This window comes from Bacillus sp. FSL R5-0397, assembly GCF_038593395.1.
GTDB classification, from domain to species: Bacteria; Bacillota; Bacilli; order Bacillales; family Bacillaceae; genus Bacillus; species Bacillus altitudinis.
Genome location: NZ_CP151992.1, coordinates 1,076,156 through 1,101,518 on the forward strand (window position 1 = coordinate 1,076,156; position 25,363 = coordinate 1,101,518).

Genomic DNA, 25,363 nt, shown 5'->3' on the forward strand with positions numbered 1-25,363 from the left:
TGATCTCAGGATGGCAAAGCAAACGATTGGATTATGTGAGCTATGCGGAAGACAAGAGGTCGTCCTTACAGAACATCACTTAACGCCAAGAGAAGAAGGAGGGGCCTTTCTACCGACTGCCTTCCTGTGTATCCCTTGCCATAAACAAGTACATGCTCTTTATACAAACCAGGAGCTTGCCGCACGTTTGAATACGCTGGATGCACTAAGACAAGATGAAAAGCTTGTTCCGTACATCAAATGGATTCGAAAGCAGCCGGCAAGCAAGCTGGTCAAAACAAAGAAATCAAGACAACGCAGAAAGAAATAAGCATAAAAAAGCGCTCCTCTAAATGAAATGAGTGTAGAGGAGCCGCTTTATGCATTGCCTACCATATTCTGATCATTTAAGTCAGGATCCACATAGTTGGTGGCGCTAATGCCATTATTTAAAATCAAGAAATCTCCGGTATTCCCCGCTCCAGAGCCTAAAGCAGATTTTGAAGAACTTTTAGGCGAAAGATAAAATGAGTCACCGACGTTTACGACGCCCCCAGAAATCGAGTTAATGTAAATGGGTCCGACAATTGCTGGCATAATCGACATCCTTTATTCGAAGTCATATCACCATCATATGCGCAGGTAGGTCCAATTGTGAGTTTGGCGGATGTTCGTCGTTGTTGCTAAATAACTCTCGAATATGCTTCACTCGCGCAACGGCATTTATTCCGCACGTAGAGCCAATTTGATAGATAGAGGAGGAAGAGACCCCTTCTACATGAATGGACGAAACTTTAATGAGAGGCTTTTCATGATAAAAGGCCGTTCTAACCGCTCGTTCTGGCAGCATCAATGGGATTGGCTCATAATACACTTCAAATTCTTTTGCATCTAGGTTTTCAGCTTCATTTCCATAAAACAAACTAATCGTTCGCTGAACAGCTAACACCTTCACGTTCGGGCATAACTCTTGTGTATCACCAATTTGAACCACACTCGAAATCCCCACAGAATTCACCTTCGAGAACTTCACTTGAGATGTGCGCTTAATCATTATCGAGGGGCTAGAGGAACAAACGGGCCAATAATTAATGATTCTGGCGGTGTATCGAAAATCGATGACAGTTGTACATGGTCCGTGTCCCCGATAATAAATAGGGAAGAGGACGATACCCCAACTACTTTAATGCTTCCAGTTTCGATGTTGCGGTTGACGACTGTGAAATTCATCCGTTTTCCTCTCCTTTCGTTTCATTTGGAATATGGGCTAAAAAGTGCTCGATTGCCCGTTTGACATCATGTTTCACGTATTCAGCAATTTGCTCGGAACGTTGAAGCGGGGTCATATCTTCCCTTTGTGGCAGCTGCCCGGCATAATATTTGATTCTGCTGTCTATTTGTTTTCGAATGTCCTCAATGATATGGTGCTTGTTGCTTTCATCAAGCGAGCCTTCGTATCGCTGCTCTAGTTCTTCAAGAAGCTGCGGTGCTTCTTCATTTAAGAATGCATCGACAAGCTGGCGTGTTTGATTGAAAAATTGATCAGCCATTTCTTGCTGCATCATTCCAATTCCCGGGGTTGTTGTTTGGCCCACTTCAAAATTTTGAACACTATTTGGATCAGATGGATTGAGGCCGATATTTAATGTGCCTTCCAGCCGCTCGATTTTCAGTTGATCAAATTGATAATCAATCCGTTCAATCGTTGTTGTCGGTTTATCTTTGATCATTTGCATTTCCTGCTGAAGCTCGTTAAGCCTTTTTTCAAGCATCATGATTTGCTGTGTTTGCTTTTGAATGATGCCATACATTTGTGAAGCGCTGTTTTGATAGTCATACATATGCATACACCTCCGGGGATTGCAGATGAACTTATGTTGTTGGTGACTGAAGCGGTACAAAAGGTGCCGTGCTTGCGCCTTGAGACTCTTCAATTCCTTGTGTGCCTGCTGCGGCAGGTGCTGCTTCTACGTAGCTACCAGTGTTATACAGATTGGAGAGTGCTTTGATTGATCCAGCACTGCCGATTTGCAGAACGGATGAGTTACTCACAGACTCCACACGTAAGTAATTAATTTGTATCGCTTGATTAATATAGAAGTTCAACGGATTCTCACTCCTTACAAGTTACCAACAAGCGGTTGATCAATGACATCACTATCATACGTATTTGTCACACTTTTATAGTTGCTAATGCGTAATTGATCACCAGTGTTAAAACTGCCTGCGCCAGCAAACGTTTTAACCTGACTATTTGGAGAAATGGTGATGCAGTCTCCAACATGAACGACTCCGCTCGTTCCGACGGCATTTACTTTAAAGGCTCCAACAATAGCCGGCATAGCGGTGCACATCCTTTAGAAAAATAGGGCACTTCGTTTTTGGGCGTTTCACCATAGCTTATGATGGGTCTTTTAATATGTGATTGTCTTTTTGAAGAACTTTGATGAGAGGAATGAAGTGTATGGTTTACCCTTTATTCGAGCATTCTTTAGAGGTGGTTTTAATGCCTTTATTTAAGAGTGTGTCAAGCTCTTGACTGCACCTGATAGTTTCTTCGGCATTCATTCCGAATTTTTTTGCGGTCTCAATCAAATGTAATCTTTTTTGTTCAATTTCATAATTGATCATAACGGACGCCAACTCTCACATTTTTTATCAAATAGAAGGATATGGTTAGTATACCCTATTTTTCTATAAAAAAAGCTCTTTCGTCAATATGAGAACTAAAGTGACAAAATTCGAAAGTGTGTTTACAGGCGCGATGTCTCTTTTTTAATCTCAGTTTGTAAATAACGTCGTCTTTTGTTGATATACTGTCGGATTAATTCTCGCTCTGAACGCAGCATGTCTTGTCGGTTTTTCGTATATGGATCCTCTCCAATTCGCTGCTCAATCGAAGCATGCCATGTCTCAATGATGGGGAGAAGCCGTTTTTCTAAAAAATGTGTATCTAGTACGTGCTGGAAAAGGGCATAATAGTCTCTTTTAAATGCAGGGATGTCTAGCAATCTAGCGGTTAATGTATTGAAACCGCTGACTGGAATATAATCAAACGCCATTTCTTCTCCATGAATATCACGACCCCAAGTCGCATCATAATCCCAAGGCATTACTTGAAACCTTCCTTGATCATTCACATAAAGCGCATAGTTATGAACAAAGCCATCAAAATTTTGGGTACACACGACACCAATGAGCCAGCGGAAATATTGTGTTACATCAAGGTACTGCTCAATCTTATTTGCAAACGTGTCGTCCCTTGCGGTGTTCAAAAAGTAAATAAATTCACTCAGCTGCTTGTCGTGTTCAGAAGTTCCCGTTTTTTTCTCATAACCGAGAAGAAGATGTTTTTTTGGCTTTTTATCAAATGAACTTAAAAGAGAGAAATTGGCGTCATCATCTACAGCATAATAAATGCCGCCTCCATGCAGCTGTCGTTTTTGGAGGAACAGCTCATCTACAGATTCTATTTTTAAATAAATGCCTTCTTTTCTTCCATTAATGGTCAGAAACACATGAGAAGCGGATGGGCTGAATACACCCATCTGTTCAAAGAAATAAAAAGACAGCCTGTTGCGAATGAAAGAAGGATCATTGTACTCTGCATTTAAGTGAAAAAGGGATTCACCCTGTCTTTGCTTTGGTTTTCGATATTCAATTTGATAGGATTTTTTCTTGAGCTTTCGGATGTGTGATCCTCGGTATGAGGCATAAATATGTGACTTCGTTTGGCCGGTTTTCAGAATGGCCTCGACGGGTTCATCGTTCCATACGTCCTTTTTTAATTCCATGAGATCTTTTGGATGAATCCAGATATCCAGTTGTTTTAAAGGTTCTGTGTCCATGCGTTCATCACCCTCCTATATCTCCTCCACTATATGAAAATGAAGGAATGTCCTGTACCTGCTGGTAGGTATTCATGGAGTTTTCTAAGAAAGAGGCATTCGCCAAGAACACTTGTCTACCGAGTCTCGTAACATAAAGCAGAGAAGATAAACAGCTTTGTCTGTTTGTTTTGTCAGAGCACAGTTTGGGAGGGGAATTGTTCGTGAGCACATTTGATCATTCGCATATTGAACATGCAGTTGATTCACTTCGAAGTGAGGGGCGTGATCAACACTTAGATCGTGAACCAGAATCGGGATATTCGCACAAATCATCTCGTTCTCGTCATTCAAATCGCCGTCACTGGTTCTTTGGTGGAGGAGGCTGCCGTAAGTCACATCGCAGCAAAAAAAGCCATAAAAGCTATCGCTCTAAAAAAAGCTATCGCTCTAAAAAAAGTCGCTGCTCAAAGAAAAGTGTAAAGAGCGAGAAACCATGCAAAAGCAAAAAGTCGTATAAAAGCAAAAAGTCATACCGCAGTAAAAAGAGTAAACCAAAAAAATCATGCCGCAGCAAACACAGATCACATCATAAGAAAAGCTGCCGCAAATCACACCGCAGCCATCGATCTAAACGTTCTCATCACCATAAACGGAGTCACTCTTGCCGAAGATGCGGAAAGAAAAAACATCATTCCCGCCATCAAGGAAATGTTGATCGTAAATGGGATCAAGGGAATATGTGGGAGTATCGACGCTACCGCTAAATATCAGGTCTTCATTTTTGAAACCCTTTTTAAAAGAGAGTATGATAAAAAAGGGTTTTTTTTATTTCGTAGAGAAATAAAAATGAGACATCATAATGTAGTGAAATGAAGATTGTGAGGGGAAAACATGAAGTTTTTTACAGGTGAGATACATAACAGATTGTTTATCGGGGTCGTCATTGATGATGAATGGGTGATGGACGTCAAAAAGGCAGAAGCAAAACTATTTGAGCTGGAGACATTGCCAAACTCTTTATCTGAATGCATCAACATGGGGGACAAGTTTGTCGAACACGTCAAACAGCTTCTTGATTGGGCGGAGAAAAAAGAAGAAGACCGCGGCTCTTATGTCTATCCGCTTTCGGACGTGACACTCCATGCACCGATTCCAAAACCAACGAAAAACATCATGTGTGTTGGGAAAAACTATCAAGATCACGTCATGGAAATGGGAAGTGCGGCAGATATTCCTAAAGACGTGATGATCTTTACAAAGGCGCCTACCTCTGTTGTAGGGCATGAAGCGGACATTCTTCTCCATGAAGATGTGACAAGTGAATTGGATTACGAAGGGGAGCTTGCCATTGTCATTGGCAAAACAGGAAAGAATATTGCTCCTGAAGAGGTCCACGACTACATTTTCGGTTACACCATTTTAAATGATATAACGGCAAGAGATTTGCAGAAAAAACACAAACAATTTTTCATCGGAAAAAGCTTAGATACAACTTGTCCAATGGGACCTTATATCGTTCACAAGTCAGTGATCAAGGATCATGGAGCACTCCATGTGGAAACAAAGGTAAACGGAGAGGTTCGTCAGTCTGCCAGTACGGAATTAATGATCTTCCCAATTGAAGACATTGTGTCAACTCTTTCAAAAGGGATGACGCTGGAAGCGGGAGACATCATTGCAACAGGTACACCTTCTGGAGTCGGCAAAGGTTTTGAACCGCCAAAATTTTTAGCCTCAGGCGATCAGGTTGAAGTAACAATTGAACCAATTGGGACGTTATCAAATCGCGTCAAATAAAGGCGTGTTGACACAGGATTGTCGCTTTGTGTTCGACTTATTTCGTGGTACGATGAGAAGGTAATTGTTCTGATAAAGGGGGAAATCACAAATGGGAACACATTTACATATTACAGCGTGGGTGCTAGGTATTATTTTATTTTTCGTTGCCTTTGCATTAGCAGGTAAAAACGATAAAGGCGCTAAAATTGTGCATATGATCGTACGCCTATTTTACTTGATTATTATTGCAACAGGTGTAGAGCTGTATGTTCGCACAGGAATGAAAATCCCGGGTTACGGGGGCGAGTATGTTGGAAAAATGATACTTGGTATTCTTGTGATTGGTTTCATGGAAATGGTCCTTGTACGCAAGAAAAAAGGAAAATCGGTGACGGGTGTATTCATTGGTTTTATCGTGGTTGCTATTGTGACCATTCTTCTCGGCTTACGTCTGCCGATCGGTTTCCATATCTTTTAAGATAAAAAGGGCATTGCTTATCAAAAGCAGTGCCCTTTTTATGTGAGATCAAACTGAGACATCAGCCGATGACCGTCAGACGTCGTCCATTCCAATTGAACTTGATTTGTACCCGAATGATGGTGGCATTGAAGGGCAAGTGATTGCATGTCTCCTGAAAACTGAAAAAAAGACACGCGATGAGAAGGATGGAAGGAAGAGAAGATACAATCATAGACGGAAAAGCCAAGCTGTTCTACATAGTCAATGATCTGATAAAAGACGCTTTCCGGTACGAACATGAGCAAATCAAGCCACCCTTTAGAAAGAGACGCTGTATATTGAATGCGTTCACCGCCTTTTACCTCCATCAACTTCCCATTCTCACAAAGAACGACAGACCCGAGCAATTCTCCTTTTGTCCATCGATCCTTTTCTTTCAAACAGATCATAGAACTTTGAAGGCTTTCAGGTAGCATGATGTCTCCTTCTTCGTCTTCAATCAGACAATGACCGTTTTCCATCAGTAAGTACCCGTTACACCATTTTGGGTGGTTTTGCTGAAGATATGTCATTCGGTTCTCCATGAGCAAAAGCTCCTTTCCTCTTTCTTTTCTTACCAAATGAAGCTTGTCCTATACACAGGGGGAAAAAAGGACAAATCAACTATCAAGGAGCCGATGCATAAACTAAGAAAGGCTAAATGAGAACACTTGATGAAAAACGGATGGGAGCTGATGATGATGTGTGGAATAACAGGCTGGGCAGACTTTAAAAAGCAGCTCATCCAACAGGATCATGTAATCAATCAAATGACAGATACATTATCTAAACGAGGGCCGGATGATACAAATACGTGGAAAAGTGAGCACGTTCTTTTCGGCCATAAACGGTTAGCCGTTGTCGATGTTGAAGGCGGAAAGCAGCCGATGACATATACCCATCAACACCATGATTATACGGTGGTATACAATGGAGAACTCTATAACACGGAGGATATACGAAAAGAATTATTCAAAAGGGGGCACCGCTTTCTTGGGCATTCTGATACAGAGGTTCTTCTTCACGCCTATACAGAATGGAAGGAAGAGTGTGTGACCCATTTTAATGGAATTTTTGCATTTGTCATTTGGGATAGTGAGCGTGAATTATTATTTGCAGCGAGAGACCGGCTCGGTGTCAAGCCATTTTTCTATACAGAACGTCATCATTCCTTTTTGTTTGGCTCAGAAATCAAAGCACTTCTAGCTCATCCTGAAATGAAAGCCAAAGTGGATCATGAAGGGTTATCAGAAATCTTTGGTTTAGGGCCGTCTAGAACACCAGGGCAAGGCGTATTTAAAGGGGTGAAAGAGCTGAGACCTGCTCATGCCTTAACCTTCTCAAAAGATGGTTTGCGTGTGTGGAGGTACTGGAATGTCAAAAGCAAGCAGCATACAGATTCGCTTGATGACACCGCTCAGCACGTGAAGGAACTCTTTACGGATGCTGTTACAAGACAACTTGTCTCTGATGTGCCTGTATGTACGTTTTTATCGGGCGGTGTGGATTCTAGTGCCATTACGGCCATTGCCGCCAAGCACTTTGAGAAAATAGGGAAAGCCCCGCTGCATACGTATTCCGTTGATTACGACGGAAATGATCAATTCTTTGAAGCAAGTCAATTTCAGCCGAATGCTGACGGTCCGTGGATTGATCGAATGACCAAAGCGTTTCAAACGAATCATCACAGCTGTATCATCGGGCAAAAAGAGCTGGCTTCTTATTTGAAAGAAGCGGTTGAAGTGCGAGATTTGCCGGGGATGGCAGATATTGATTCTTCCTTACTATGGTTCTGCCGAGAAATTAAAAAGGATTTTGTTGTTGGTTTATCAGGTGAATGTGCAGATGAAATTTTTGGAGGTTACCCATGGTTTCACATGGCAAGCGAAACCAATGGATTTCCGTGGATGAGATCAACGGAAGCACGCATTCAGCTTCTTCAAGACTCATGGCAAAAGAAATTATCACTGAAGGAATATGCGCAAAGCAAATATGAAGAAACCGTGGCAGAAACCCCTCTTTTAGATGGGGAAACTGGAGTAGATAAAGCCCGAAGAGAACTTTTTTACTTAAATATGATTTGGTTTATGACAACACTGCTGGATCGAAAAGATCGTATGAGCATGGGGGCGAGCCTTGAGGTACGTGTTCCATTCGCAGATCATCGTCTTGTTGAGTATGTATGGAATATTCCTTGGGAAATGAAAATGTATGGAAATCGGGAAAAAGGGGTTTTGAGAAAAGCATTAGAGGGAATTTTACCGAATGAAGTGCTTTATCGCAAGAAGAGCCCTTATCCGAAAACACATCATCCTGCTTATACTCAGGCGGTAAAAGAGATGTTAACAGATTGTCTCGCGCAAAAGGATTCTGTGCTTCATGAATTTTTAGATCCACATCAATTAAAACAGCTGATTGAAACGGAAGGGGCTTCTTTCCAGGTTCCTTGGTATGGTCAGTTAATGAAAGGCCCACAGCTCATTGCCCATTTGGCACAAATTCATCATTGGTTTGAAACATATCGAATTGATATAGAAGCATAACAAAGGGTCGACTTTCTTGCACTTGTTGAAAGGAAGTCGGCTTTTTTGATACATAACATGAGACTTTTAGAGCACATCAAAAGTTGATCTAACCGCTTCAATTTGTATAATTAACTTAAAGTGAATTAATTTGGAGGAAAAAGGATAATGAAAATCATTGTGATCGGAGCAGGACCAGGGGGACTTGCAGCAGCTATGATGTTGCAAAGCAAAGGACATGATGTTCATATATATGAAAAACAGTCCTTTGTTGGCGGACGTAACTCTAAGTTTCAACTTGGTGATTTCACGTTTGATACAGGTCCTACTTTTCTCAGTATGATTCATATTGCAGAGGAACTGTTCACCTTTGCCGGTAAAAATCTCTATGATTATATAGATGTGATTGAATTAAAAGAAATGTATAGATTAATCTTTCAAGATGAGAAGCTTGATATGATTCGAGATCGAGACGAAATGTACAAACGGCTAGAAGCCTTTGCACCTGGTGAGGGCGAGGGGTATGTACGTTTTATGAATGATACAAAACGAAAAATGGACCGCCTAACGCCGATTCTACAAAGTAAAATGGATCGTTTCCATCATTATTTGCGTCCAAAAGTCATCAAAGCACTTCCTCAGCTCTCATTAAATAAAAGCTTATATGATGTGCTGTCGGATTATTTCTCAAATGAATCAGTGAAATATGCCTTTACATTCCAATCAAAATATTTAGGGATGTCACCTTGGGAATGCCCAGGAGCGTTCTCAATTCTTTCCTTTATGGAGCATGACACAGGCGTTTATCATCCGAAAGGCGGAGTGAATCAGCTGTCAGAAGCGATGGCAAAGGCAGCTGTTGAATCTGGGGCTACCCTTCATCTATCAACTGGAGTTGGCAAGTTGCTGACGGAAGGCAGGAAAGTGAAGGGCATTCGCTTAGAAACTGGTGAAGAAATACAGGCAGATGAGGTGGTCGTAAATGGTGATTTTGCACACGTGATGACAAAGCTTGTAGAGCCGGGTCTTTTAAAGAAATATAGCGAGAAGAAACTGAAAAAGAAAAAATTCTCATGCTCCACCTTTATGCTGTACCTAGGTTTAGATACGATATATGATGAGCCGCATCATACCATCGTTTTTTCCGATGACTATGCGAAGTTCGTCAAAGAAATTACGAAAACCTTTGAGCTGCCGGATGATCCGTCCATTTATATTCAAAATGCAAGTGTGACAGATGATTCGCTTGCGCCAAAAGGCAAGTCCGCTCTTTATGTGTTAGCACCCGTTGCCAATAATCAAAGCGGTATTGACTGGGAAGCGCATCAAGAAGAATTTAGAGAGCTTGTGCTGGATACGCTGGAGCGGAAAACAGGCTTTAAGAATATCAGGCAGCATATTGAAGTCGAGCGGATGATCACGCCTAAGCACTGGGAAGAAGAGATGTACGTGTATGAAGGAGCTACATTTAATCTTGGTCACCAGTTGACGCAGATGATGGTACTCAGGCCGCATAATGAATTTGATGAGTTGAAACACTGCTGGCTCGTTGGTGGAGGAACCCACCCGGGCAGCGGATTGCCAACCATTTTAGAATCAGCGCGTATTACGACAAATGCGATTCTGTCAAAAGAGAAACATACGCACAAAAGAGTGCCACATCAAGAAAAGGGGAGCGCCTCATGAAAAAACATATATTGATTGCTGGCGGCGGTATTGGCGGAATGATCTCAGCCCTCTATTTAAAAAAAGCTGGACATGATGTCACCCTTGTTGAAAAAAATGAACGGCTCGGCGGGAGACTTGCTTTTGTACGTGAGAAAGGATATAAAGTAGATGAAGGTCCGACCATTGTCCTACTTCCTGATATGTTAAAAGGCATTTTACATGACGTAGGCATTGATGAAACATCTCTTGATCTCTTGCAGCTCGATCCGCTGTATACGATCCACTATCAAGATGGAACCTCCTATACGAAATACTCTGATACACTGCGACAACTAGAAGAAATCAAACGTGTATTTCCAAAGGAAGAACAGGGATATTTAACATTTATGCAAGAAATGACGGATCGGTTTCAAGAAGGGCAGGAAGCTTTTCTAGAAAAATCATTTCATGAAAAACGAACCTTTTTTACAAAAGCGAACATGAAGATTTTAATGAAATTAAAAGCATATCGAACCGTTCAAAGTTCTCTCAAAAAATATTTTTCAGATGAGCGCCTCCGAGATGCATATGCACTTCAAACCCTTTATGTCGGAGGAAATCCGTATGAAGCATCTGCGATTTATTCGCTTGTTTCATATAGTGAGCACGCACACGGAATTTACTATTTAAAAGGCGGATATGCGAGTTTAGTAGATATATTGGAGAGACAGCTCTTAAAGACGGGTGTACACATAAGAAAAAGTGAAGAAGTCGCACAATTTGAGTTTGAGGGGAAACGTGTGGTCAAGGCAAAAATAAATGATGAGCACATAGCAGCTGATGCATTTGTGATGAACGGAGATTATCCAGCGGCGTTAAAACAGCTTGGTTTAGGTGAACAAGACCGGCGTAAATACGTTCCATCCTCCGGCTGCGTGATGGTGTATCTAGGGTTAAACAAAGTATACGATGAAGCACCTGTTCATCAATTTTTCATGGGAGAACACTTTGATCAGCATATGAGAGAGGTGTTCCAAACGAAAACGATACCTCAAGATCCATCATTTTATACTTTTAATCCATCGACCATCGATCCATCCCTTGCCCCAGAAGGCAGCAGTGTCCTATATATGCTCATTCCTGTTCCATCAGGAGATCACATCAATTGGGAACAAGAGACAGACTTTGTGGATAAAATGGTGGAGCGTCTTGAGAAAAGAGGCTTTCCACAGCTGCGAGAGGCGGTTGTCTGGCAAAAGGTGAGAACACCGAATGATTCAATGCGAGAAGGATTGTTTGAAGGCGGCAGCTTTGGCCTCGCTCCTAATTTGTTTCAATCAGGTGTGTTTCGCCCACAAGTAAAGGTTGCAGATGTAGACAATCTATATGCGGTAGGTGCTTCCATCCATCCCGGCGGCGGGGTACCGATCGTGATGCAAAGTGCAAAGCTCATGGCTTCTGTACTGCTTAAAGAGCTGAACAACAGAAAGGAAGTGAAGCTAAGTGGTTGATGTGCAAACAGCATTGAAAATATGTGAAGAGACCATTCAAACCCATTCAAAAACGTTTTATCGTGCCTTTTCCATGCTGCCTAAAAAGAAAAGACAGGCTGTTTGGGCCGTATATTCTTTTTGTAGGAGAGCGGATGACATTGTAGATGAGTCTCCTTCACCAAAGGAAGAACTGGCGTCTTTTCAGGAGGCATTTGAACGTTTCTTGCAAGGAGAAGTAGATCGTGATGATCCAATGTGGGTGGCGCTGGAGTATACATTTCAACAGTTTCGTATGGATGAATCCCCATTCCGTGACCTGCTGCGAGGACAGGAGATGGATTTAGAGCAACATCGATATGAAACGTTAGATGAACTGCTCATCTATTCCTATCATGTCGCAAGTACAGTTGGATTAATGCTGCTTCCGATCATTGCACCGCGTAAAAAAGAACAGCTAAAAGAAGCTGCGATTTCCCTTGGGATTGGCATGCAGTTGACCAATATTCTTCGAGACATTGGTGAGGATAAGGCGGAAAGGAACCGCATTTATTTGCCAAAACAAGTCATGGATCAATTTGGGTATACAGAGCAAGAATTACAAGAAGGGATCGTCAATCAAGCCTTCCAGCATGTATGGGAATATATTGCTTTTGAGGCAGAGGCGTACTATGAGGAATTTTTTGACCATCTCCATGAATTCCCACTTTATTCAAGGATACCAGTGAAAGCAGCTGCTCACTTTTATAAGGCTATTTTAGATAAAACTAGAGAAAACGAATACCGCGTCTTTACGAAGCGGTCATATATTTCAACACAAGAAAAAGCACTTATTTTAGAAGATATTACGTAATGAAAAGAAGACAAAGGGTAAAATAGAGTTCGTTCGTTTTAGCCCTTTGTCAACAATCTGAAAGGACTGCACCCGCAGTCCTTTTTATGTGGAAGTAAACCGGTACTCCGTCCACACCCTTGAACGCCACCGCCTATACATGAAGATACCTCTTACCCATTCATCCACGATAAAAGAAATCCAAACCCCGATAAGGCCCATTTCAAGTTGAATGCCTAATAAATAAGCGATCGGAAGGCCGATGCCCCACATTGAAATCATCGCCATATAGACTGGAAACTTCGCGTCACCAGCTGCCCGCAAGGAGTTGATGATGACCATATTAAAAGAACGTCCAGGCTCTAAAATAATCGTCAATATGAGGAGGAGACTCGCTATTTGAATGATCTCACTGTTGCTAGTGAAAAAAGTAAGTAAATGCGTCGATGATAAAGATAAAGCAGTAGAAGAAAGAAGCGAGATGGCAATGGCCCAGTATAAGCTTTTCATGCATCTTCGATAGGCCGCATCAAATTCTTTCGCCCCGATCAGGCGCCCAATTAAGATTTGTGTTCCTTGGCTAATGGCGGCACCAAATAACATAATGAACATCATCAAATTCTGGGTATAGACTTTTGCTGCCAGTGCTTGCGTGCCCATAAATGTGATAAACAGCGTAATAATCATTTGAGAGCCATTATAAGAAAGTTGTTCTCCAGCAGAAGGAATGCCGATTTTTAGCAGTTTTTTTAAATGCGTTCGCTGGATGTAAAACATTCGCTTGAATGAAAACTGCAATCCAATGCGGTGTCGAACAATGAGAATCATGGCTGTAAGACCGATCAACCGTGCAAATGATGTGGAAAGAGCGACACCCATGACACCTAATACAGGGAAGCCAAATGGTCCGAAGATGACCAAATAATTACCAGCAACATTTAACAGATTCATACCGATGGTGACATACATCGTATCTCTCGTGAATCCATAGCTTTTTAAAATAGCACTATAGGTCATAATGAGCGCCTGAATAAAAGAAAGCAGGCCGACAATCTGTAAAAAGACGGTTGCATCTGGCATGAGCTCGCTTGATAATCCCATCATATGCAGGATGGGCACAGCTAACACAAACATAAGAAGACTGATCACAAAGCTAATGAGGAAGTTGGTGCCTAGTGATACATAGGCAACTTGGGTCGCTTCCTGCTTGCGGCTCGCTCCTAAAAGCTGCGCAATGACAATCGTCGTCCCAGTCGTAATGAAGCTGAACATCACAATCAATAGATTTAATAGCTGATTGCTTACCCCTACTGCGGCAACACTATTGTCAGAATACTGGCTGAGCATCAGAGTATCTGCGCTCCCCATCAGCATATATAAAGAGATTTCGATAAAAATAGGCCAAGTTAATGCAAATAATGAAGGGTGGGATTTTTCACTTTTGGCTTGAACCTTTTGTATTGTCAGTGCTTGTGGTTTCATCACATCACCTTCTTTCGTATAAATCCGATTTATAGTGTACCTTGCATCGACTATAATAAGAAGAGATGAAACCGAAACTTATTGGAGAAATCCGACTTCATAAGGGGATGAATATGGGTCCGTTTATTACATTTACTGTACCGCCATTTCCAGTCTATATTGCTTCAGGCAAAGGTGTATTCCATCGAGGAGAACGACATATCTCCAGAATTTTCACCGTATTTGATCTTCTTTATGTCACAAAAGGTGAACTGTGGATCACAGAAGACGAGGTGCCTCATCACGTAAAAGAGGGAGAATATATCATCTTATCACCGGGACTTGCCCATGGTGGACATCTGCCATGCAAAGAAGAAACACTTTATGAGTGGCTGCATTTTTCAATCGATTCATTTGAGTTTACAGATCGGCCGAGAGAACACTGGTTTGATATGAAGCAAAATCAAGCCACTTTTGAAAAAGCAGCAAGCTATGAATTTCGTCTGCCCCGAAAAGGAAAAGTGAAAGGGGGAAGCGTGCTACAGAAGCATCTTTCAGCGATGCGCGCTTTAAATGATGATGCGTCTGAACTTCAGCTCAAAAAGCAGCTTCAATTTGAGGAAATGCTCATTCATTTACAAAAAGAAGCATTTCATATTCCAAGTGCAAAGGAGACTGTCGCTTCAGAAGTGGTTCACTATCTTGAACGTCATTTTACGCAAAAATTACAGATGGAGAAGCTGGCAGAGATTCTTCATTATCATCCTGATTACATGACAAGGTGCATGCAGACCGTGTACGGACTGACGCCGAGCCAGTACATCAATCGACTCAAAATTGAAAAAGCCAAAAGCTTGCTTGCTTCAACAAATGAAAAAATAGCTCTCATTGCAGAACATGTAGGCATTGATGACCCTACTTATTTTTCAAAGCTGTTTCGGCAAAATGAAGGCATGACGCCTATCGAGTATCGTCATCTTGCTAAAAGAACGACAAAGTAAAGGAACGTGAACAGATGAAAGGAAAAAAAGAAGAGATTGTGAGCATACGTCCATTAGACGAAACCGATTTAGAAGTGGTATGGCATTTAAGGTTTAAAGCACCAGACCAGGCCTATCGAAAGTGGAATGCACCGTATTTTATTGAACATGACATATCGCTTGCTGCATTTAAAAAACGCTATTTACAGGATGATTCTGTCCTGCCAAAACTATTTGGCATTGATGTCGGAGGTGAATTAAAGGGCACAGTTTCTTATTATTGGGAGAATGAACGCACACGTTGGCTGGAGTGTGGGATTCTTATTTATGACTCACGTTTTTGGAATGGGGGCGTTGGAACAAAGGCATTGCGTCTATGGATCGATGAACTCTTTTCACACATTGATATTCCACGCATCGGTCTGACCACCTGGTCTGGAAATGAACGCATGATGCGTTGCGCAGAGAAATGCGGGTTTATCCTTGAGGGAAGACTGCGTAAGGTTCGTTACTATCAAGGGGAATATTATGATTCGATGCGGTATGGGATGCTGAGAGAAGAATGGCAAAGCCTTCCGAATCATTCATTTGAATAGTTGTTTTTAAGATTAGGAAAAAAGTATAGTAAGATTAAATAAATTGAAAAAGAAGGGTGGCGGATGAATGTGAAATGGATTACAGGTTGGTTTGTATCCATCTTAGTCGCAATCTACCTATTCGTTGATGCACCAAAACACGGGAAAAATAAATGGTTATGGGCTATCTTAGGTCTTTTACTCGGGCTCTTCACACTTGGAATATATCTCATTCAAACAGGAAGAAAAGGGTTGGGCTGGACAGTACTGATTGTGTCCATTTTCATCTATGCGATTGCCATCCTCGTCTTTGTCTCGTACTTTCTCATGCTGGTCTTCGGGTACTCCAACGCAAATTAGAGAGTACGGCTGTGGTGATTTGTTTCACTTCAAGTTGCTACCGATTGATGGTTTGATTGCGCCAAAGCATCATAGGATAAATGGTGATGGGGCTCGGGCAGGATGATCCTCATGTTTATCCATCTTATTTTATCTCATGTGGCTCACTGCTTTGGTCAAGTAAGTCCTTCATAAAGAAGGGCTTTTTTCTTTTATTTTTTGAGCAGGGACACCTGCAATGACAATCCGCTCTTCATGAAAGGAGCGATTCACTACTGCATTTGCTCCGATGGAAATATGATTCGCAATATAAATATTTCCAAACAGTTTAGCGCCAGGGCCGATCCATACATGATCTCCGATGACGGGCACATCTTTTTCATGATGGTTTTGACCGATATTCACACCTTGATGAATATCACAAAACGCGCCGATTTTGGCATGCTTGTTCACAATCAACAGCCCAGTATGGTTGATTCTGAGCCCAGGTCCAAATACACCAATTGGGATATCAAAGCCAAGCTGCATGCCTTTCTTTTTATGTAAGTAACGATAAAACCATTTGCGTAACGTAGCACCGCTATTCGTATAGTACTCATATTTTCGTAAATATCTTTGATATTTCCAAATATCATCCCCAAGCCACTTTGGTCTTTTTCGATTGATGGCAAGTGCTTTCTGATCTTGTGCCAAGTAGTAGTGAAGGTCATGCTTCGTTAAAATCATCAGATCTCCCTCGATTCCCTTTTGTTTCAGAGAAATTATACCATCATAACCATTTATATCAAGATAAAATAACGTTCATTTTTTGTTTTACTACATTCATTTCATTCGGCCGTCCTGTATCAAACAGGGGAGCTACAACGAATAGAGCAAAAGAACCAGGAGAATTGTTTTGTAATTTTTTTCAATAATTTTCATACTCAAACGTTACATCGCCCTTATGGCTGTAGATGTTTGTAAAAAATACACGAAATTACTCGTTAAAAAGAGAATATAGCATTCATATGCTTTTAGAATCATCTTTTTGAATACAATTGACTTTCGTATCTTACATCCTCTAGGCTAGTAAATGAAAATGATAATCTTTATCAATTGGAGGAGTGTTTTATTATGTCCATCAAAACCGTTTCTAAAAATCAGCAATTTTTAGAGCAACAAAGTCAAAGAGAATCTAATGCAAGGTCTTACCCGAGACGGTTCCCATTAGCCATGCAAAAAGCCGAAGGTATGATCGTGACAGATGCAGATGGTAGAGAATTTTATGACTGCCTAGCAGGTGCAGGAACACTTGCCCTTGGTCACAATCACCCGGTTGTTATAGATGCTATTGAACGTATGCTTCATGAAAAAAGACCGTTGCATACGCTGGACATCACTTCAGAGATTAAAGAAGAATTTGTGAATGAGATTTTTTCTCACTTGCCAGAGGAGTTTGCAAAAAGAGCGAAAATTCAATTTTGTGGACCAACTGGTGGTGATGCTATAGAAGCAGCAATTAAACTAGTCAAGACAGCAACGGGAAATCGTTCCATTCTATCATTCCACGGAGCATATCATGGTGCTACACATGGCACGATGTCATTAAGCGGCAACTTATCGCCAAAGGAAAAAGTACAAGGATTAATGCCAGATGTTCACTTCCTGCCTTATCCATATGAATACCGCTGCCCATTTGGAATTGGCGGTAAAGACTCACATCGCATTTCAAGCTCTTATATTGAGCGTGTATTAAATGACCCTGAGAGTGGAATTCTTTCGCCAGCAGGCATGATCTTTGAAGCGGTGCAAGGGGAGGGCGGCTCCATCCCGGCATCAATTGAATGGATACAAGAAATGAGACGAATCACAAAAGAAAAAGGAATTCCACTTATTATTGATGAGGTTCAATCAGGCATCGGTCGAACTGGTAAGATGTTTGCCTTTGAACATGCTGGTATTGTGCCAGATGTCATTGTGTTATCAAAAGCAATTGGGGGAAGCCTTCCGCTATCCGTTGTGATTTATGACAAAGACTTAGATCAATGGAATCCAGGTGCACACATTGGCACGTTCAGAGGAAATCAAATGGCGATGGCAGCTGGAACTGCTACGCTTAAATTTATAAAAGAAACCAATCTGCTTGATCATGTAGAAGCACTTGGTCAGCGTATGCAGGCCAATCTAAAAGACATTCAAAAACAAGTGCCTGCTCTCGGTGATGTGCGAGGAAGAGGATTAATGATTGGTGTTGAAGTTGTGAATCCAGATGAGAAACAGGATGTGGACGGCAGTTATCCAGCAAATCCAGAGCTAGCCAGTCTCATTCAAAAGAATTGTTTTGATAAAGGCTTAATTGTGGAGACAGGAGGCCGTTTTGGAAGTGTGATTCGATTCTTACCGCCTTTGATCATGACAGAAGAACAGCTTGAAAAAGTCATCACGATTTTTAAAGAGGCAGTTTACGATGCAGTCAACTAAACCATCTGTCGATTCATTATTTATTCAACAAAGCCAGCTTGGGAGGGAGTCCTTCCAAGCGGCTCTCTACACATCCATCGACAGCTTACTGGCAGAGTGGCAAACAAGCAGAGGACCGTATAGTGGAATATTGCCTGGGAAATTAGCGGCTCATGTCGAATCGTTATTCCAGATTCAACCGGCTGGTGAATCCATTGAGTCTGTTTTTCAAGATATAAAAAATCACCTTTTACCGCATTTAGTTGATGTGTCACATCCTAAATGCCTGGCACATTTGCATTGCCCACCTCTTATCCCTGCTCTGGCAGCAGAGGTGATCGTAAGTTCCTTTAACCAATCAATGGATTCCTTTGATCAAAGCGGCATTGCATCTTTGGTTGAGGAGGAAATCCTCAAGTGGTTATGTGAAAAATTTTCTTATGGAGAACGAGCAGATGGGACCTTTACGAGCGGTGGAACCCAATCTAACTACATGGGACTGCTTTTAGCAAGAGATGCATTTTGCGAAAACACTTGGCAATGGAATGTACAGCAGAAAGGGTTGCCGAGCGAGGCAAACCGTATGCGGATTCTTTGCTCCAAGAATGCCCACTTCACTGTGAAAAAATCAGCATCTCAGCTAGGTTTAGGTGAACAGGCTGTTGTGTTAGTTGAGACAGACGAACATCACCGAATGGACCTGCATGATTTGCAGAAGAAGCTTATGGAGCTTAAAGAGCAGGATTTGCTTCCATTTGCAGTCGTGGCGACTTGCGGGACAACTGATTTTGGCAGTATTGATCCTGTACGTGACATATATGACATGGTGAAGCCTTTCGGTTTGTGGATTCATGCAGATGCTGCCTATGGAGGAGCGCTTGTATTAAGCAAAACCTTCCAAGGAAAATTAGATGGCATCGAGCTGGCTGATTCGATCACGATTGACTTTCATAAGCAATTTTATCAGCCGATCTCCTGCGGGGCATTTTTACTAAAGGATAAAAGACATTTTGGTTTGATTGATTACCACGCAGATTATCTCAATCCAAAGGAAGATGAACTGGAAGGCATTCTGCATCTCGTGAATAAATCTGTTCAGACGACGCGCCGGTTTGATGCGCTAAAACTCCTTCTCTCTCTGCGTATGATTGGAGAAGAAGGATTTGCAAGTATCATTGACCATACCATCCATTTTGCGAAAGATGTGGCTACGTTGATTGAGAAAAATGAGCATCTTGAGGTGATCAATCCTGATCCAGAAATCAATGCAGTCGTGTTTCGTTTTATAGATGATCATCAAGCAGAGGACATCAATAAAATCATTCATCGCACACTTTTCCAAACAGGAACGGCTGTCGTAGCAAAAACAGTAGCCGATGGTCAAACTTGCTTAAAATTCACTTTGTTAAATCCGAGAACGACTATTACACATATTGAGGAAATCCTTTCTGACATTGTTGATATCGGGATCGCTCATATTCAATCCGGGAGGGTACTACGTTGAGTCAATATAAACAAATGGCTGAAAATACAACTATGCAAAGCTTTTTAAACTGTTTTTTACGTGAAACAGGAATTGATCGATCTGCAAAGAAAGAGACAAAAGCAGACGGCTCACTTGTATTTGTAGCAGCATTAGCAAAACAAGATCTTGAGCTTGTCATTCCGATTCGATATTTTTCGCCTGTAGGCCGCCATCTCTTTGATTTTCCCGTTCGCTTTCGCCCGCAAGGCAGTGAGCAACAGGGAACGATCATCGATTACACCACACTTGTTGCTTTATGTTCAAAGGAACTTCTCATTGAATACGGCCGCACAGATGCAGAGGATGAGTTCATGCTTCGCATCATTTTAAGCTGCCGGAATATTGAACGATTCATCAGAGAGAGAGAAAGTGATCGAGCGGCTCTTTCTTCAGCTGATTTTGAATATATTGAAGCGGAGCAGTCACTTCTTCTTGGGCATTTAACGCATCCTACACCAAAAAGCAGACAAGGAATGACAGAAGAGGAGGAAGCTATTTATTCTCCTGAGCTGAAAGGCTCTTTCCAGCTTCATTACTTTAAAGCACATCCGTCGATTGTGCTTCAGGATTCTTCTATTTCAAAGTCTGCGGCAAATCTCATGTTTGAGGAGCTCTTGCGCCAGATGCCAGAAGAAAAAGAGAGACTGACGACGTTAACAGAAGGCGGTGAATATGTCCTGATTCCGATTCATCCGCTACAAGTCCAAGTGGTCATGGAGAAAGCGTTCGTCAAGCGTTATATAGAGGACGGGATGCTGACGTATTTAGGGCCGCTAGGATCTGAATACACAGCGACATCTTCCTTTAGAACGGTCTATCAAAAAGACTCTGCGTACATGCTTAAATTCTCTGTCCCTGTAAAGATCACAAACTCTTTACGCGTTAACAAACAAAAGGAACTTGATCGTGGAGTTGAGATGTCTCGTATCTTAAAAACAGAATTAGGCGTTTCTTTATATGACAAATTCTCTGGATTCCGTGTAATTGAAGATCCTGCGTATCTATCTATTCAAGGGGATGAGGCGGAATCTGGCTTTGAAGTCGTCATTCGTCAAAATCCATTTTTGCATCATGAAAAAGGGGCAAGCTTAATAGCAGGGCTATGTCAGGATCATGCATACGGAGGAAAATCAAGGCTTTCAGGCATTATCCATGAATTAGCAGACGCTGAAGGCAGATCAACAGAAGATGTCAGTCGTGATTGGTTCACACAATATTTATCGATTGCGTTAGAGCCGATGCTTTGGCTGTTTGAAACGTATGGACTTGCCCTTGAAGCCCATCAGCAAAATGCTGTCGTACAGCTAAAGAATGGATATCCGCACACATTCTATTATCGTGACAACCAAGGCTACTATTATAGCGAATCGAAAAAGGATCAGCTTGCGAAGCTTGTTCAAAACTTAAGCGTCAGAAGTGAAACCATTTGTGCAGACGATGTAGCGGTTGAGAGACTGCGTTACTATTTCTTCTTTAATCATTTGTTTGGTCTTGTGAATGGTTTTGGTACAGAGGGGCTTGCAAAAGAAGAAGATTTATTAGCCCTGATTAGAGACACACTGCTTGCGCATGAAGAGACATATGGTGCATCTGAGCTGACGAACAGTCTTCTTCGGTCACAGGAGCTGCCTTCAAAAGCGAACTTACTCACGCGGTTTGAAGATATGGATGAGCTGACGGGTTCTTTAGAAACTCAATCCAGGTACACGTCTGTATTGAATCCGCTCTTTTTACATAAGGAGGCGCTGATTGGATGAGGCATCGAATTGGGTTCATTCGCGCTGAATATGAACGGGACGTCCAGCTTGTCCACAAGTGGATGCAAGAAGAGTATGTCCACCCATTTTGGCATTTGAATATTCCATTTCCTGCTTTTGAAAAGCACTTTTATCAGGCCATTCATGATCCGCATCAAACCCTTTATTTAGGAACCATTGATGGCACGCCGATGAGCTATTTTGAAGCATACAATGTGAAAGGGGATATCATTGAATCGTACTATGAGCCTTCTCCGCATGATCAAGGCATTCACCTGTTAATTGGAGAGCCAGATTATGTAGGGAAAGGATTTGCGGCTCCGCTGCTTCAAGCCATGACAGCATTTCAGTTTGAGCAGAACAAACGAACAGAAAAAATCGTGGCTGAGCCAGATATTCGGAACGAAAAAATGATTCATGTCTTTGAAAAGTGTGGATTCGAACGTGTGAAACCAGTCACTTTACCAGATAAAACAGGTCTTTTGATGTTTTGTCATCGAGATCGATTTGAAAGGAAGTATAACCATGACGCGGTTCAACAAGCAAAATAATGTAGTGGATGTCATTGGGATTGGCATTGGACCATTTAACCTAGGGCTTGCTGCATTATCTGAAGAAGTAGATGAAATTGACGCTTTGTTTTTTGAAAGAAGTGAAGCGTTCCACTGGCATCCAGGTATGCTCATTGAAGGGACAACACTTCAAGTCCCCTTTTTAGCGGATCTTGTCAGTATGGCGGATGTGAAAAGCAAATATAGCTTTCTCAACTATTTGCAGGAACAAAACCGTTTGTATTCATTTTACTTTCTAGAAGACTTCCATATCCCGCGCAAGGAATATAGCCATTATTGCCGCTGGGTCGCGGATCAATTAGATTCTTGCCGATTTGGCATGAATGTCGAATCTGTCTCCATCGTTGAAAAAGCTGGAGAAAAACGATATGAAGTGCATGTCCGACATGTGAAAGATCAAACGGTAGAGGTGTTTGAGAGTAAGCATCTTGTTTTAGGTATCGGTACACAGCCTGCGGTACCAGCATCTCTTCAGCCAGCTTTAGGGGATCGGGTGTTTCATTCTGCTGATTACTTGAAACGAAAGAAAGAAGGCTGTTTTAAAGGAAAATCCGTGACGGTCATCGGTTCTGGTCAAAGTGCGGCAGAAGTATTCTATGACATTTTATCAGACGATGAGGCGAAGGATATTCATTGGTTTACACGCTCTAAAGGGTTTTTCCCAATGGAATATTCAAATTTAGGTCTTGAGTATTTCTCTCCAGACTATATTGATTTCTTTTATGAGCTTCCGCAGCCTAAAAAAGATGCGCTATTAAAGCAGCAAGATTTGCTGTATAAAGGCATCAGCTCAGCGATGATCCGAGATATTTATCACTTGCTTTATGAACGTTCTGCTTGCGGAGAGCAGCTGAACACCGTGCTACAGGCGATGACGGAAGTCAATTTGATTGAGGAAACGAGGGACGGCTTATCGCTTTCATGCAATCAATGGGTCAAAGAGGACTCCTTTACGCATGAGACAGACATTGTCGTCTTGGCAACGGGCTATCAATCTGTATTACCGCCATTTATTGATCCGATTTCCCATCATATTCAGTGGGATCATCAAGGACGCTTCCAGGTTGAACGTGAATATCGATTGAAAACAAACACATTAGGTGAGAATGATATTTTTGTACAAAATGCAGAGCTTCATACACATGGAGTAGGCGCACCAGATTTAGGGCTAGGGGCGTACCGAAACAGTGTCATTATCAATGAACTGGCTCGTCGACCTGTGTATCCACTTTATCAAAAGCATGTTTTCCAGACATTCGGTACACATAAACACGCAAATACATTTGAAGAAATCAAAGGGTAAGGAGGATGAACCGATGAGTGTACAAGATGAATTGAAAAAAGCGGTCAATCCTGCTGCTTGGAAAAAAGCAAACCAGCGAATGGTGGCAAAAATGCTGTCCGAATATATGTATGAGGATATGCTTCATCCCGTTCAGCTAAACCATCAGGATGGCATCGCCCAATATGAATTAATCATTCACGAACAGAAGAAATATCGTTATCTCGCAAAACCTCGTTTGTTTGATAGTTTTGATACGATTGCTGAATCGATCGAGTGCTGTCAAGACGGAACATGGACAAAGGATGTTAGTGCCATTGTGTTTTTACTAGACATTCAGCCAATCATCCCAATGTCTTCTGAAACAACTGGTCATCTGATCAAAGAGCTTCACCATACCTTGTTAGCGGATGTTCATTTGCTGTCGAAAAAAGCACTTCGTGCAGATGAGCTAACAGATACAGATTACGCATGGATTGAGGGCGAGATGACTGGTCATCCGTGGATCGTCTATAACAAAGGGCGTATTGGATTCAGCTACGATGATTACTTAGCCTATGCACCTGAAAGGCAGGAATGTGTGCAGCTGTCTTGGATTGCTGTTCACCGAGAACTTGCGACTTTCCATGCGGTCGAACATGAGAACTATGAGCACATCATTGCCAAAGAATTAGACGAAGTCACGATTCGTCAATTCCAACGTGTGTTAAAGGATGAAGGGCTGAATGCGGTTGATTATTATATGATGCCTGTTCATAAATGGCAGTGGACGCATATGATCATCCAGCATTTCCCTGAAGATTTAGCCATGCGCCGTATTGTGTATTTAGGAGAAGGGCTGGATCAATATATTCCACAGCAATCGATCAGAACCTTTACAAACATCTCAAATAAAGGCAAGCATCATATTAAACTGCCAATGAGTATTTTAAATACGCTAGTGTACCGGGGGCTCCCATCAGAACGTACGGTGATTGCTCCTCGTATTACAGCGCATATTAAAGGAATCGCCGATCAAGACGCCTTTTTATCCGATGTATGCCGCGTGATTTTACCAGGTGAGAATGCGAGTATCAATGTTGATCATCCTTATTACAGCAAGCTACCTGGTGCGCCATATCAATACCTTGAAATGCTTGGGGTCATTTTTAGAGAAAGCATTTATACGTATTTAGATGAAGGGGAGAGCCCTGTTACGTTGGCGGCACTGACGTATGAAGATCATGAAGGTGAGCCTTATCTGAAGCAGCTCATTGAAAAATCGGGTCTGTCAGCAAAAGAATGGATGGCGTCATTCTTCCACGTTGTCATGCCGCCGCTTCTGCACTTTATGTATCAATATGGCACGGTGTTTTCACCGCACGGACAAAATACAATTCTTGTATTAAAAGATCATAAGCCGCATCGTTTGGCGATCAAAGATTTTGTTGATGATGTGAACATTAGTGATCAACCGCTGCCTGAATTGGCTTCATTAGAAGAAGATCTAAAGGAAGTGCTGCGTAGTGAGCCGCCAGAGGGTCTTGTACAATTTATTTTTACGGGCCTGTTTATTTGCAATCTTCGTTACGTGTCAAACGTGTTAGACAATCACAATCTGTTAGATGAAACGACGCTTTGGCGCTTGCTTGCAGAAGAAATTCAGCAGTATCAAAAGCAATTTCCACAGCTAAAAGATCGTTTTGCTTTATTTGATCTATTCCAGCCTCAGCTGACAAAGCTTTGCTTAAACCGTAATCGCATGATTGATTACGGCTATGGAGATGGAGATGACCGGCCGCATGCATCAGAGCATGGCAAGGTCACAAATGCACTCGCTCAAGTTCTCTCATCCGTAGGCGAAAAATAAAAAAGA

28 protein-coding genes are annotated in these 25,363 nt (G+C 41.9%); 17 read left to right on the plus strand and 11 right to left on the minus strand.

Annotation, left to right across the window (positions count from 1 at the left end):
- Positions 1-10 precede the first annotated feature (10 nt).
- Complete coding sequence (locus NSQ70_RS05330; protein WP_017360217.1) at positions 11-310, plus strand: hypothetical protein; 300 nt, start codon at positions 11-13, stop codon at positions 308-310.
- A gap of 47 nt (positions 311-357) precedes the next feature.
- Here the strand turns inward: NSQ70_RS05330 and NSQ70_RS05335 are convergent, their stop codons facing one another.
- The 8 genes from NSQ70_RS05335 to NSQ70_RS05370 form a co-directional block, all read right to left on the minus strand.
- Complete coding sequence (locus NSQ70_RS05335) at positions 358-576, minus strand: spore germination protein (RefSeq protein ID WP_003211468.1); 219 nt, start codon at positions 574-576, stop codon at positions 358-360.
- Between the two features lie 22 nt (positions 577-598).
- Positions 599-1,033, minus strand: coding sequence for a spore germination protein GerPE (locus NSQ70_RS05340; RefSeq protein ID WP_024720023.1), 435 nt, complete (start codon positions 1,031-1,033; stop codon positions 599-601).
- Positions 1,033-1,209 carry a germination protein GerPD gene (locus NSQ70_RS05345; protein WP_003210893.1) on the minus strand — a complete coding sequence of 59 codons (177 nt, stop codon included), beginning with the start codon at positions 1,207-1,209 and terminating at the stop codon, positions 1,033-1,035. The genes NSQ70_RS05340 and NSQ70_RS05345 overlap by 1 nt, the downstream gene beginning before the upstream one ends.
- On the minus strand, positions 1,206-1,820 hold the full coding sequence (locus tag NSQ70_RS05350) for a spore germination protein GerPC (protein ID WP_008348607.1): 615 nt from the start codon (positions 1,818-1,820) through the stop codon (positions 1,206-1,208). Before NSQ70_RS05350 ends, NSQ70_RS05345 begins: the two co-directional genes overlap by 4 nt.
- 31 nt (positions 1,821-1,851) lie before the next feature.
- A complete protein-coding gene (locus NSQ70_RS05355; protein ID WP_003210877.1) occupies positions 1,852-2,085 on the minus strand; it encodes a spore germination protein GerPB in 234 nt (77 codons plus the stop codon).
- A 14-nt stretch (positions 2,086-2,099) separates the two neighbouring features.
- On the minus strand, positions 2,100-2,321 hold the full coding sequence (locus tag NSQ70_RS05360) for a spore germination protein (protein ID WP_003211745.1): 222 nt from the start codon (positions 2,319-2,321) through the stop codon (positions 2,100-2,102).
- A gap of 127 nt (positions 2,322-2,448) precedes the next feature.
- Positions 2,449-2,610, minus strand: coding sequence for an aspartyl-phosphate phosphatase Spo0E family protein (locus NSQ70_RS05365; RefSeq protein WP_008348605.1), 162 nt, complete (start codon positions 2,608-2,610; stop codon positions 2,449-2,451).
- A 122-nt stretch (positions 2,611-2,732) separates the two neighbouring features.
- Positions 2,733-3,827 (minus strand): CotH kinase family protein, encoded by a 1,095-nt coding sequence (locus tag NSQ70_RS05370; protein WP_024720025.1) that lies wholly within the window; start codon positions 3,825-3,827, stop codon positions 2,733-2,735.
- Positions 3,828-4,030: 203 nt separating this feature from the next.
- Between NSQ70_RS05370 and NSQ70_RS05375 the strand changes: the two genes are divergently transcribed.
- From NSQ70_RS05375 to NSQ70_RS05385, 3 genes are all read left to right on the plus strand, one after another.
- Complete coding sequence (locus tag NSQ70_RS05375; RefSeq protein WP_337902526.1) at positions 4,031-4,573, plus strand: spore coat protein CotG; 543 nt, start codon at positions 4,031-4,033, stop codon at positions 4,571-4,573.
- A gap of 127 nt (positions 4,574-4,700) precedes the next feature.
- A complete protein-coding gene (locus tag NSQ70_RS05380; protein ID WP_144678937.1) occupies positions 4,701-5,606 on the plus strand; it encodes a fumarylacetoacetate hydrolase family protein in 906 nt (301 codons plus the stop codon).
- A gap of 91 nt (positions 5,607-5,697) precedes the next feature.
- Positions 5,698-6,066, plus strand: coding sequence for a YisL family protein (locus NSQ70_RS05385; RefSeq protein WP_007499115.1), 369 nt, complete (start codon positions 5,698-5,700; stop codon positions 6,064-6,066).
- 38 nt (positions 6,067-6,104) lie between these two features.
- On the opposite strand, the gene NSQ70_RS05390 is transcribed toward NSQ70_RS05385, so the two are convergent.
- Positions 6,105-6,632, minus strand: coding sequence for a DUF2777 family protein (locus NSQ70_RS05390; protein ID WP_056705140.1), 528 nt, complete (start codon positions 6,630-6,632; stop codon positions 6,105-6,107).
- Between the two features lie 156 nt (positions 6,633-6,788).
- On the opposite strand from NSQ70_RS05390, the gene asnB reads away from it, so the two are divergent.
- The 4 genes from asnB (at position 6,789) to NSQ70_RS05410 (ending at position 12,599) form a co-directional block, all read left to right on the plus strand.
- The gene (gene asnB / locus NSQ70_RS05395) at positions 6,789-8,630 is read left to right on the plus strand and encodes an asparagine synthase (glutamine-hydrolyzing) (RefSeq protein WP_024720029.1); all 1,842 of its coding nucleotides are present in this window, start codon (positions 6,789-6,791) and stop codon (positions 8,628-8,630) included.
- 147 nt (positions 8,631-8,777) lie between these two features.
- Positions 8,778-10,295, plus strand: coding sequence for a phytoene desaturase family protein (gene crtI / locus NSQ70_RS05400; protein ID WP_135009029.1), 1,518 nt, complete (start codon positions 8,778-8,780; stop codon positions 10,293-10,295).
- Entirely contained in the window at positions 10,292-11,767 is a 1,476-nt protein-coding gene (crtI, locus tag NSQ70_RS05405; RefSeq protein ID WP_024720031.1) for a phytoene desaturase family protein, read from the plus strand. Before crtI (NSQ70_RS05400) ends, crtI (NSQ70_RS05405) begins: the two co-directional genes overlap by 4 nt.
- Entirely contained in the window at positions 11,760-12,599 is an 840-nt protein-coding gene (locus NSQ70_RS05410; RefSeq protein WP_024720032.1) for a phytoene/squalene synthase family protein, read from the plus strand. The genes crtI (NSQ70_RS05405) and NSQ70_RS05410 overlap by 8 nt, the downstream gene beginning before the upstream one ends.
- A gap of 84 nt (positions 12,600-12,683) precedes the next feature.
- Here NSQ70_RS05410 and NSQ70_RS05415 read toward each other — a convergent pair whose 3' ends face one another.
- A complete protein-coding gene (locus tag NSQ70_RS05415) occupies positions 12,684-14,060 on the minus strand; it encodes an MATE family efflux transporter (RefSeq protein WP_160757894.1) in 1,377 nt (458 codons plus the stop codon).
- A 113-nt stretch (positions 14,061-14,173) separates the two neighbouring features.
- Between NSQ70_RS05415 and NSQ70_RS05420 the strand changes: the two genes are divergently transcribed.
- The 3 genes from NSQ70_RS05420 to NSQ70_RS05430 all read left to right on the plus strand — a co-directional run bounded on the left by NSQ70_RS05420 (position 14,174) and on the right by NSQ70_RS05430 (position 15,954).
- Complete coding sequence (locus NSQ70_RS05420; RefSeq protein WP_100324869.1) at positions 14,174-15,040, plus strand: AraC family transcriptional regulator; 867 nt, start codon at positions 14,174-14,176, stop codon at positions 15,038-15,040.
- A 14-nt stretch (positions 15,041-15,054) separates the two neighbouring features.
- Positions 15,055-15,615, plus strand: a complete 561-nt coding sequence (locus NSQ70_RS05425) for a GNAT family protein (RefSeq protein WP_035392472.1) — start codon at positions 15,055-15,057, stop codon at positions 15,613-15,615.
- A 63-nt stretch (positions 15,616-15,678) separates the two neighbouring features.
- Positions 15,679-15,954 carry a hypothetical protein gene (locus NSQ70_RS05430; protein ID WP_342502498.1) on the plus strand — a complete coding sequence of 92 codons (276 nt, stop codon included), beginning with the start codon at positions 15,679-15,681 and terminating at the stop codon, positions 15,952-15,954.
- Positions 15,955-16,122: 168 nt separating this feature from the next.
- Here NSQ70_RS05430 and NSQ70_RS05435 read toward each other — a convergent pair whose 3' ends face one another.
- Positions 16,123-16,659: a serine acetyltransferase gene (locus NSQ70_RS05435; protein ID WP_285527927.1), complete on the minus strand. Its 537-nt coding sequence runs from the start codon at positions 16,657-16,659 to the stop codon at positions 16,123-16,125.
- A 387-nt stretch (positions 16,660-17,046) separates the two neighbouring features.
- Between NSQ70_RS05435 and NSQ70_RS05440 the strand changes: the two genes are divergently transcribed.
- The 6 genes from NSQ70_RS05440 to NSQ70_RS05465 are packed head-to-tail and all read left to right on the plus strand — an operon-like array spanning position 17,047 to position 25,357.
- Complete coding sequence (locus NSQ70_RS05440; protein ID WP_178897179.1) at positions 17,047-18,393, plus strand: aspartate aminotransferase family protein; 1,347 nt, start codon at positions 17,047-17,049, stop codon at positions 18,391-18,393.
- Complete coding sequence (locus NSQ70_RS05445) at positions 18,380-19,876, plus strand: aspartate aminotransferase family protein (protein ID WP_041507481.1); 1,497 nt, start codon at positions 18,380-18,382, stop codon at positions 19,874-19,876. Before NSQ70_RS05440 ends, NSQ70_RS05445 begins: the two co-directional genes overlap by 14 nt.
- A complete protein-coding gene (locus NSQ70_RS05450) occupies positions 19,873-21,654 on the plus strand; it encodes an IucA/IucC family protein (protein WP_342502499.1) in 1,782 nt (593 codons plus the stop codon). Before NSQ70_RS05445 ends, NSQ70_RS05450 begins: the two co-directional genes overlap by 4 nt.
- Positions 21,651-22,205, plus strand: coding sequence for a GNAT family N-acetyltransferase (locus tag NSQ70_RS05455; RefSeq protein WP_007499091.1), 555 nt, complete (start codon positions 21,651-21,653; stop codon positions 22,203-22,205). The genes NSQ70_RS05450 and NSQ70_RS05455 overlap by 4 nt, the downstream gene beginning before the upstream one ends.
- The gene (locus NSQ70_RS05460) at positions 22,180-23,529 is read left to right on the plus strand and encodes a lysine N(6)-hydroxylase/L-ornithine N(5)-oxygenase family protein (protein WP_096881223.1); all 1,350 of its coding nucleotides are present in this window, start codon (positions 22,180-22,182) and stop codon (positions 23,527-23,529) included. The genes NSQ70_RS05455 and NSQ70_RS05460 overlap by 26 nt, the downstream gene beginning before the upstream one ends.
- A 13-nt stretch (positions 23,530-23,542) precedes the next feature.
- Positions 23,543-25,357 carry an IucA/IucC family siderophore biosynthesis protein gene (locus NSQ70_RS05465; RefSeq protein ID WP_342502500.1) on the plus strand — a complete coding sequence of 605 codons (1,815 nt, stop codon included), beginning with the start codon at positions 23,543-23,545 and terminating at the stop codon, positions 25,355-25,357.
- The last annotated feature ends 6 nt before the right edge of the window (positions 25,358-25,363 follow it).

What these genes read in the sequence shown, in the direction of transcription:
- NSQ70_RS05330 (WP_017360217.1), top strand. Translation starts at nt 11, where the DNA reads ATGGCAAAGCAAACGATTGGATTATGTGAGCTATGCGGAAGACAAGAG.
- NSQ70_RS05420 (WP_100324869.1), top strand. Translation starts at nt 14,174, where the DNA reads ATGGGTCCGTTTATTACATTTACTGTACCGCCATTTCCAGTCTATATT.
- NSQ70_RS05460 (WP_096881223.1), top strand. Translation starts at nt 22,180, where the DNA reads ATGACGCGGTTCAACAAGCAAAATAATGTAGTGGATGTCATTGGGATT.
- crtI (WP_135009029.1), top strand. Translation starts at nt 8,778, where the DNA reads ATGAAAATCATTGTGATCGGAGCAGGACCAGGGGGACTTGCAGCAGCT.
- NSQ70_RS05360 (WP_003211745.1), bottom strand. Translation starts at nt 2,321, where the DNA reads ATGCCGGCTATTGTTGGAGCCTTTAAAGTAAATGCCGTCGGAACGAGC.
- NSQ70_RS05415 (WP_160757894.1), bottom strand. Translation starts at nt 14,060, where the DNA reads ATGAAACCACAAGCACTGACAATACAAAAGGTTCAAGCCAAAAGTGAA.
- NSQ70_RS05445 (WP_041507481.1), top strand. Translation starts at nt 18,380, where the DNA reads ATGCAGTCAACTAAACCATCTGTCGATTCATTATTTATTCAACAAAGC.
- NSQ70_RS05345 (WP_003210893.1), bottom strand. Translation starts at nt 1,209, where the DNA reads ATGAATTTCACAGTCGTCAACCGCAACATCGAAACTGGAAGCATTAAA.
- NSQ70_RS05365 (WP_008348605.1), bottom strand. Translation starts at nt 2,610, where the DNA reads ATGATCAATTATGAAATTGAACAAAAAAGATTACATTTGATTGAGACC.
- NSQ70_RS05430 (WP_342502498.1), top strand. Translation starts at nt 15,679, where the DNA reads ATGAATGTGAAATGGATTACAGGTTGGTTTGTATCCATCTTAGTCGCA.
- NSQ70_RS05370 (WP_024720025.1), bottom strand. Translation starts at nt 3,827, where the DNA reads ATGGACACAGAACCTTTAAAACAACTGGATATCTGGATTCATCCAAAA.
- NSQ70_RS05385 (WP_007499115.1), top strand. Translation starts at nt 5,698, where the DNA reads ATGGGAACACATTTACATATTACAGCGTGGGTGCTAGGTATTATTTTA.
- NSQ70_RS05380 (WP_144678937.1), top strand. Translation starts at nt 4,701, where the DNA reads ATGAAGTTTTTTACAGGTGAGATACATAACAGATTGTTTATCGGGGTC.
- asnB (WP_024720029.1), top strand. Translation starts at nt 6,789, where the DNA reads ATGTGTGGAATAACAGGCTGGGCAGACTTTAAAAAGCAGCTCATCCAA.
- NSQ70_RS05335 (WP_003211468.1), bottom strand. Translation starts at nt 576, where the DNA reads ATGCCAGCAATTGTCGGACCCATTTACATTAACTCGATTTCTGGGGGC.
- NSQ70_RS05440 (WP_178897179.1), top strand. Translation starts at nt 17,047, where the DNA reads ATGTCCATCAAAACCGTTTCTAAAAATCAGCAATTTTTAGAGCAACAA.
- NSQ70_RS05350 (WP_008348607.1), bottom strand. Translation starts at nt 1,820, where the DNA reads ATGTATGACTATCAAAACAGCGCTTCACAAATGTATGGCATCATTCAA.
- NSQ70_RS05340 (WP_024720023.1), bottom strand. Translation starts at nt 1,033, where the DNA reads ATGATTAAGCGCACATCTCAAGTGAAGTTCTCGAAGGTGAATTCTGTG.
- crtI (WP_024720031.1), top strand. Translation starts at nt 10,292, where the DNA reads ATGAAAAAACATATATTGATTGCTGGCGGCGGTATTGGCGGAATGATC.
- NSQ70_RS05455 (WP_007499091.1), top strand. Translation starts at nt 21,651, where the DNA reads ATGAGGCATCGAATTGGGTTCATTCGCGCTGAATATGAACGGGACGTC.
- NSQ70_RS05435 (WP_285527927.1), bottom strand. Translation starts at nt 16,659, where the DNA reads ATGATTTTAACGAAGCATGACCTTCACTACTACTTGGCACAAGATCAG.
- NSQ70_RS05465 (WP_342502500.1), top strand. Translation starts at nt 23,543, where the DNA reads ATGAGTGTACAAGATGAATTGAAAAAAGCGGTCAATCCTGCTGCTTGG.
- NSQ70_RS05390 (WP_056705140.1), bottom strand. Translation starts at nt 6,632, where the DNA reads ATGGAGAACCGAATGACATATCTTCAGCAAAACCACCCAAAATGGTGT.
- NSQ70_RS05425 (WP_035392472.1), top strand. Translation starts at nt 15,055, where the DNA reads ATGAAAGGAAAAAAAGAAGAGATTGTGAGCATACGTCCATTAGACGAA.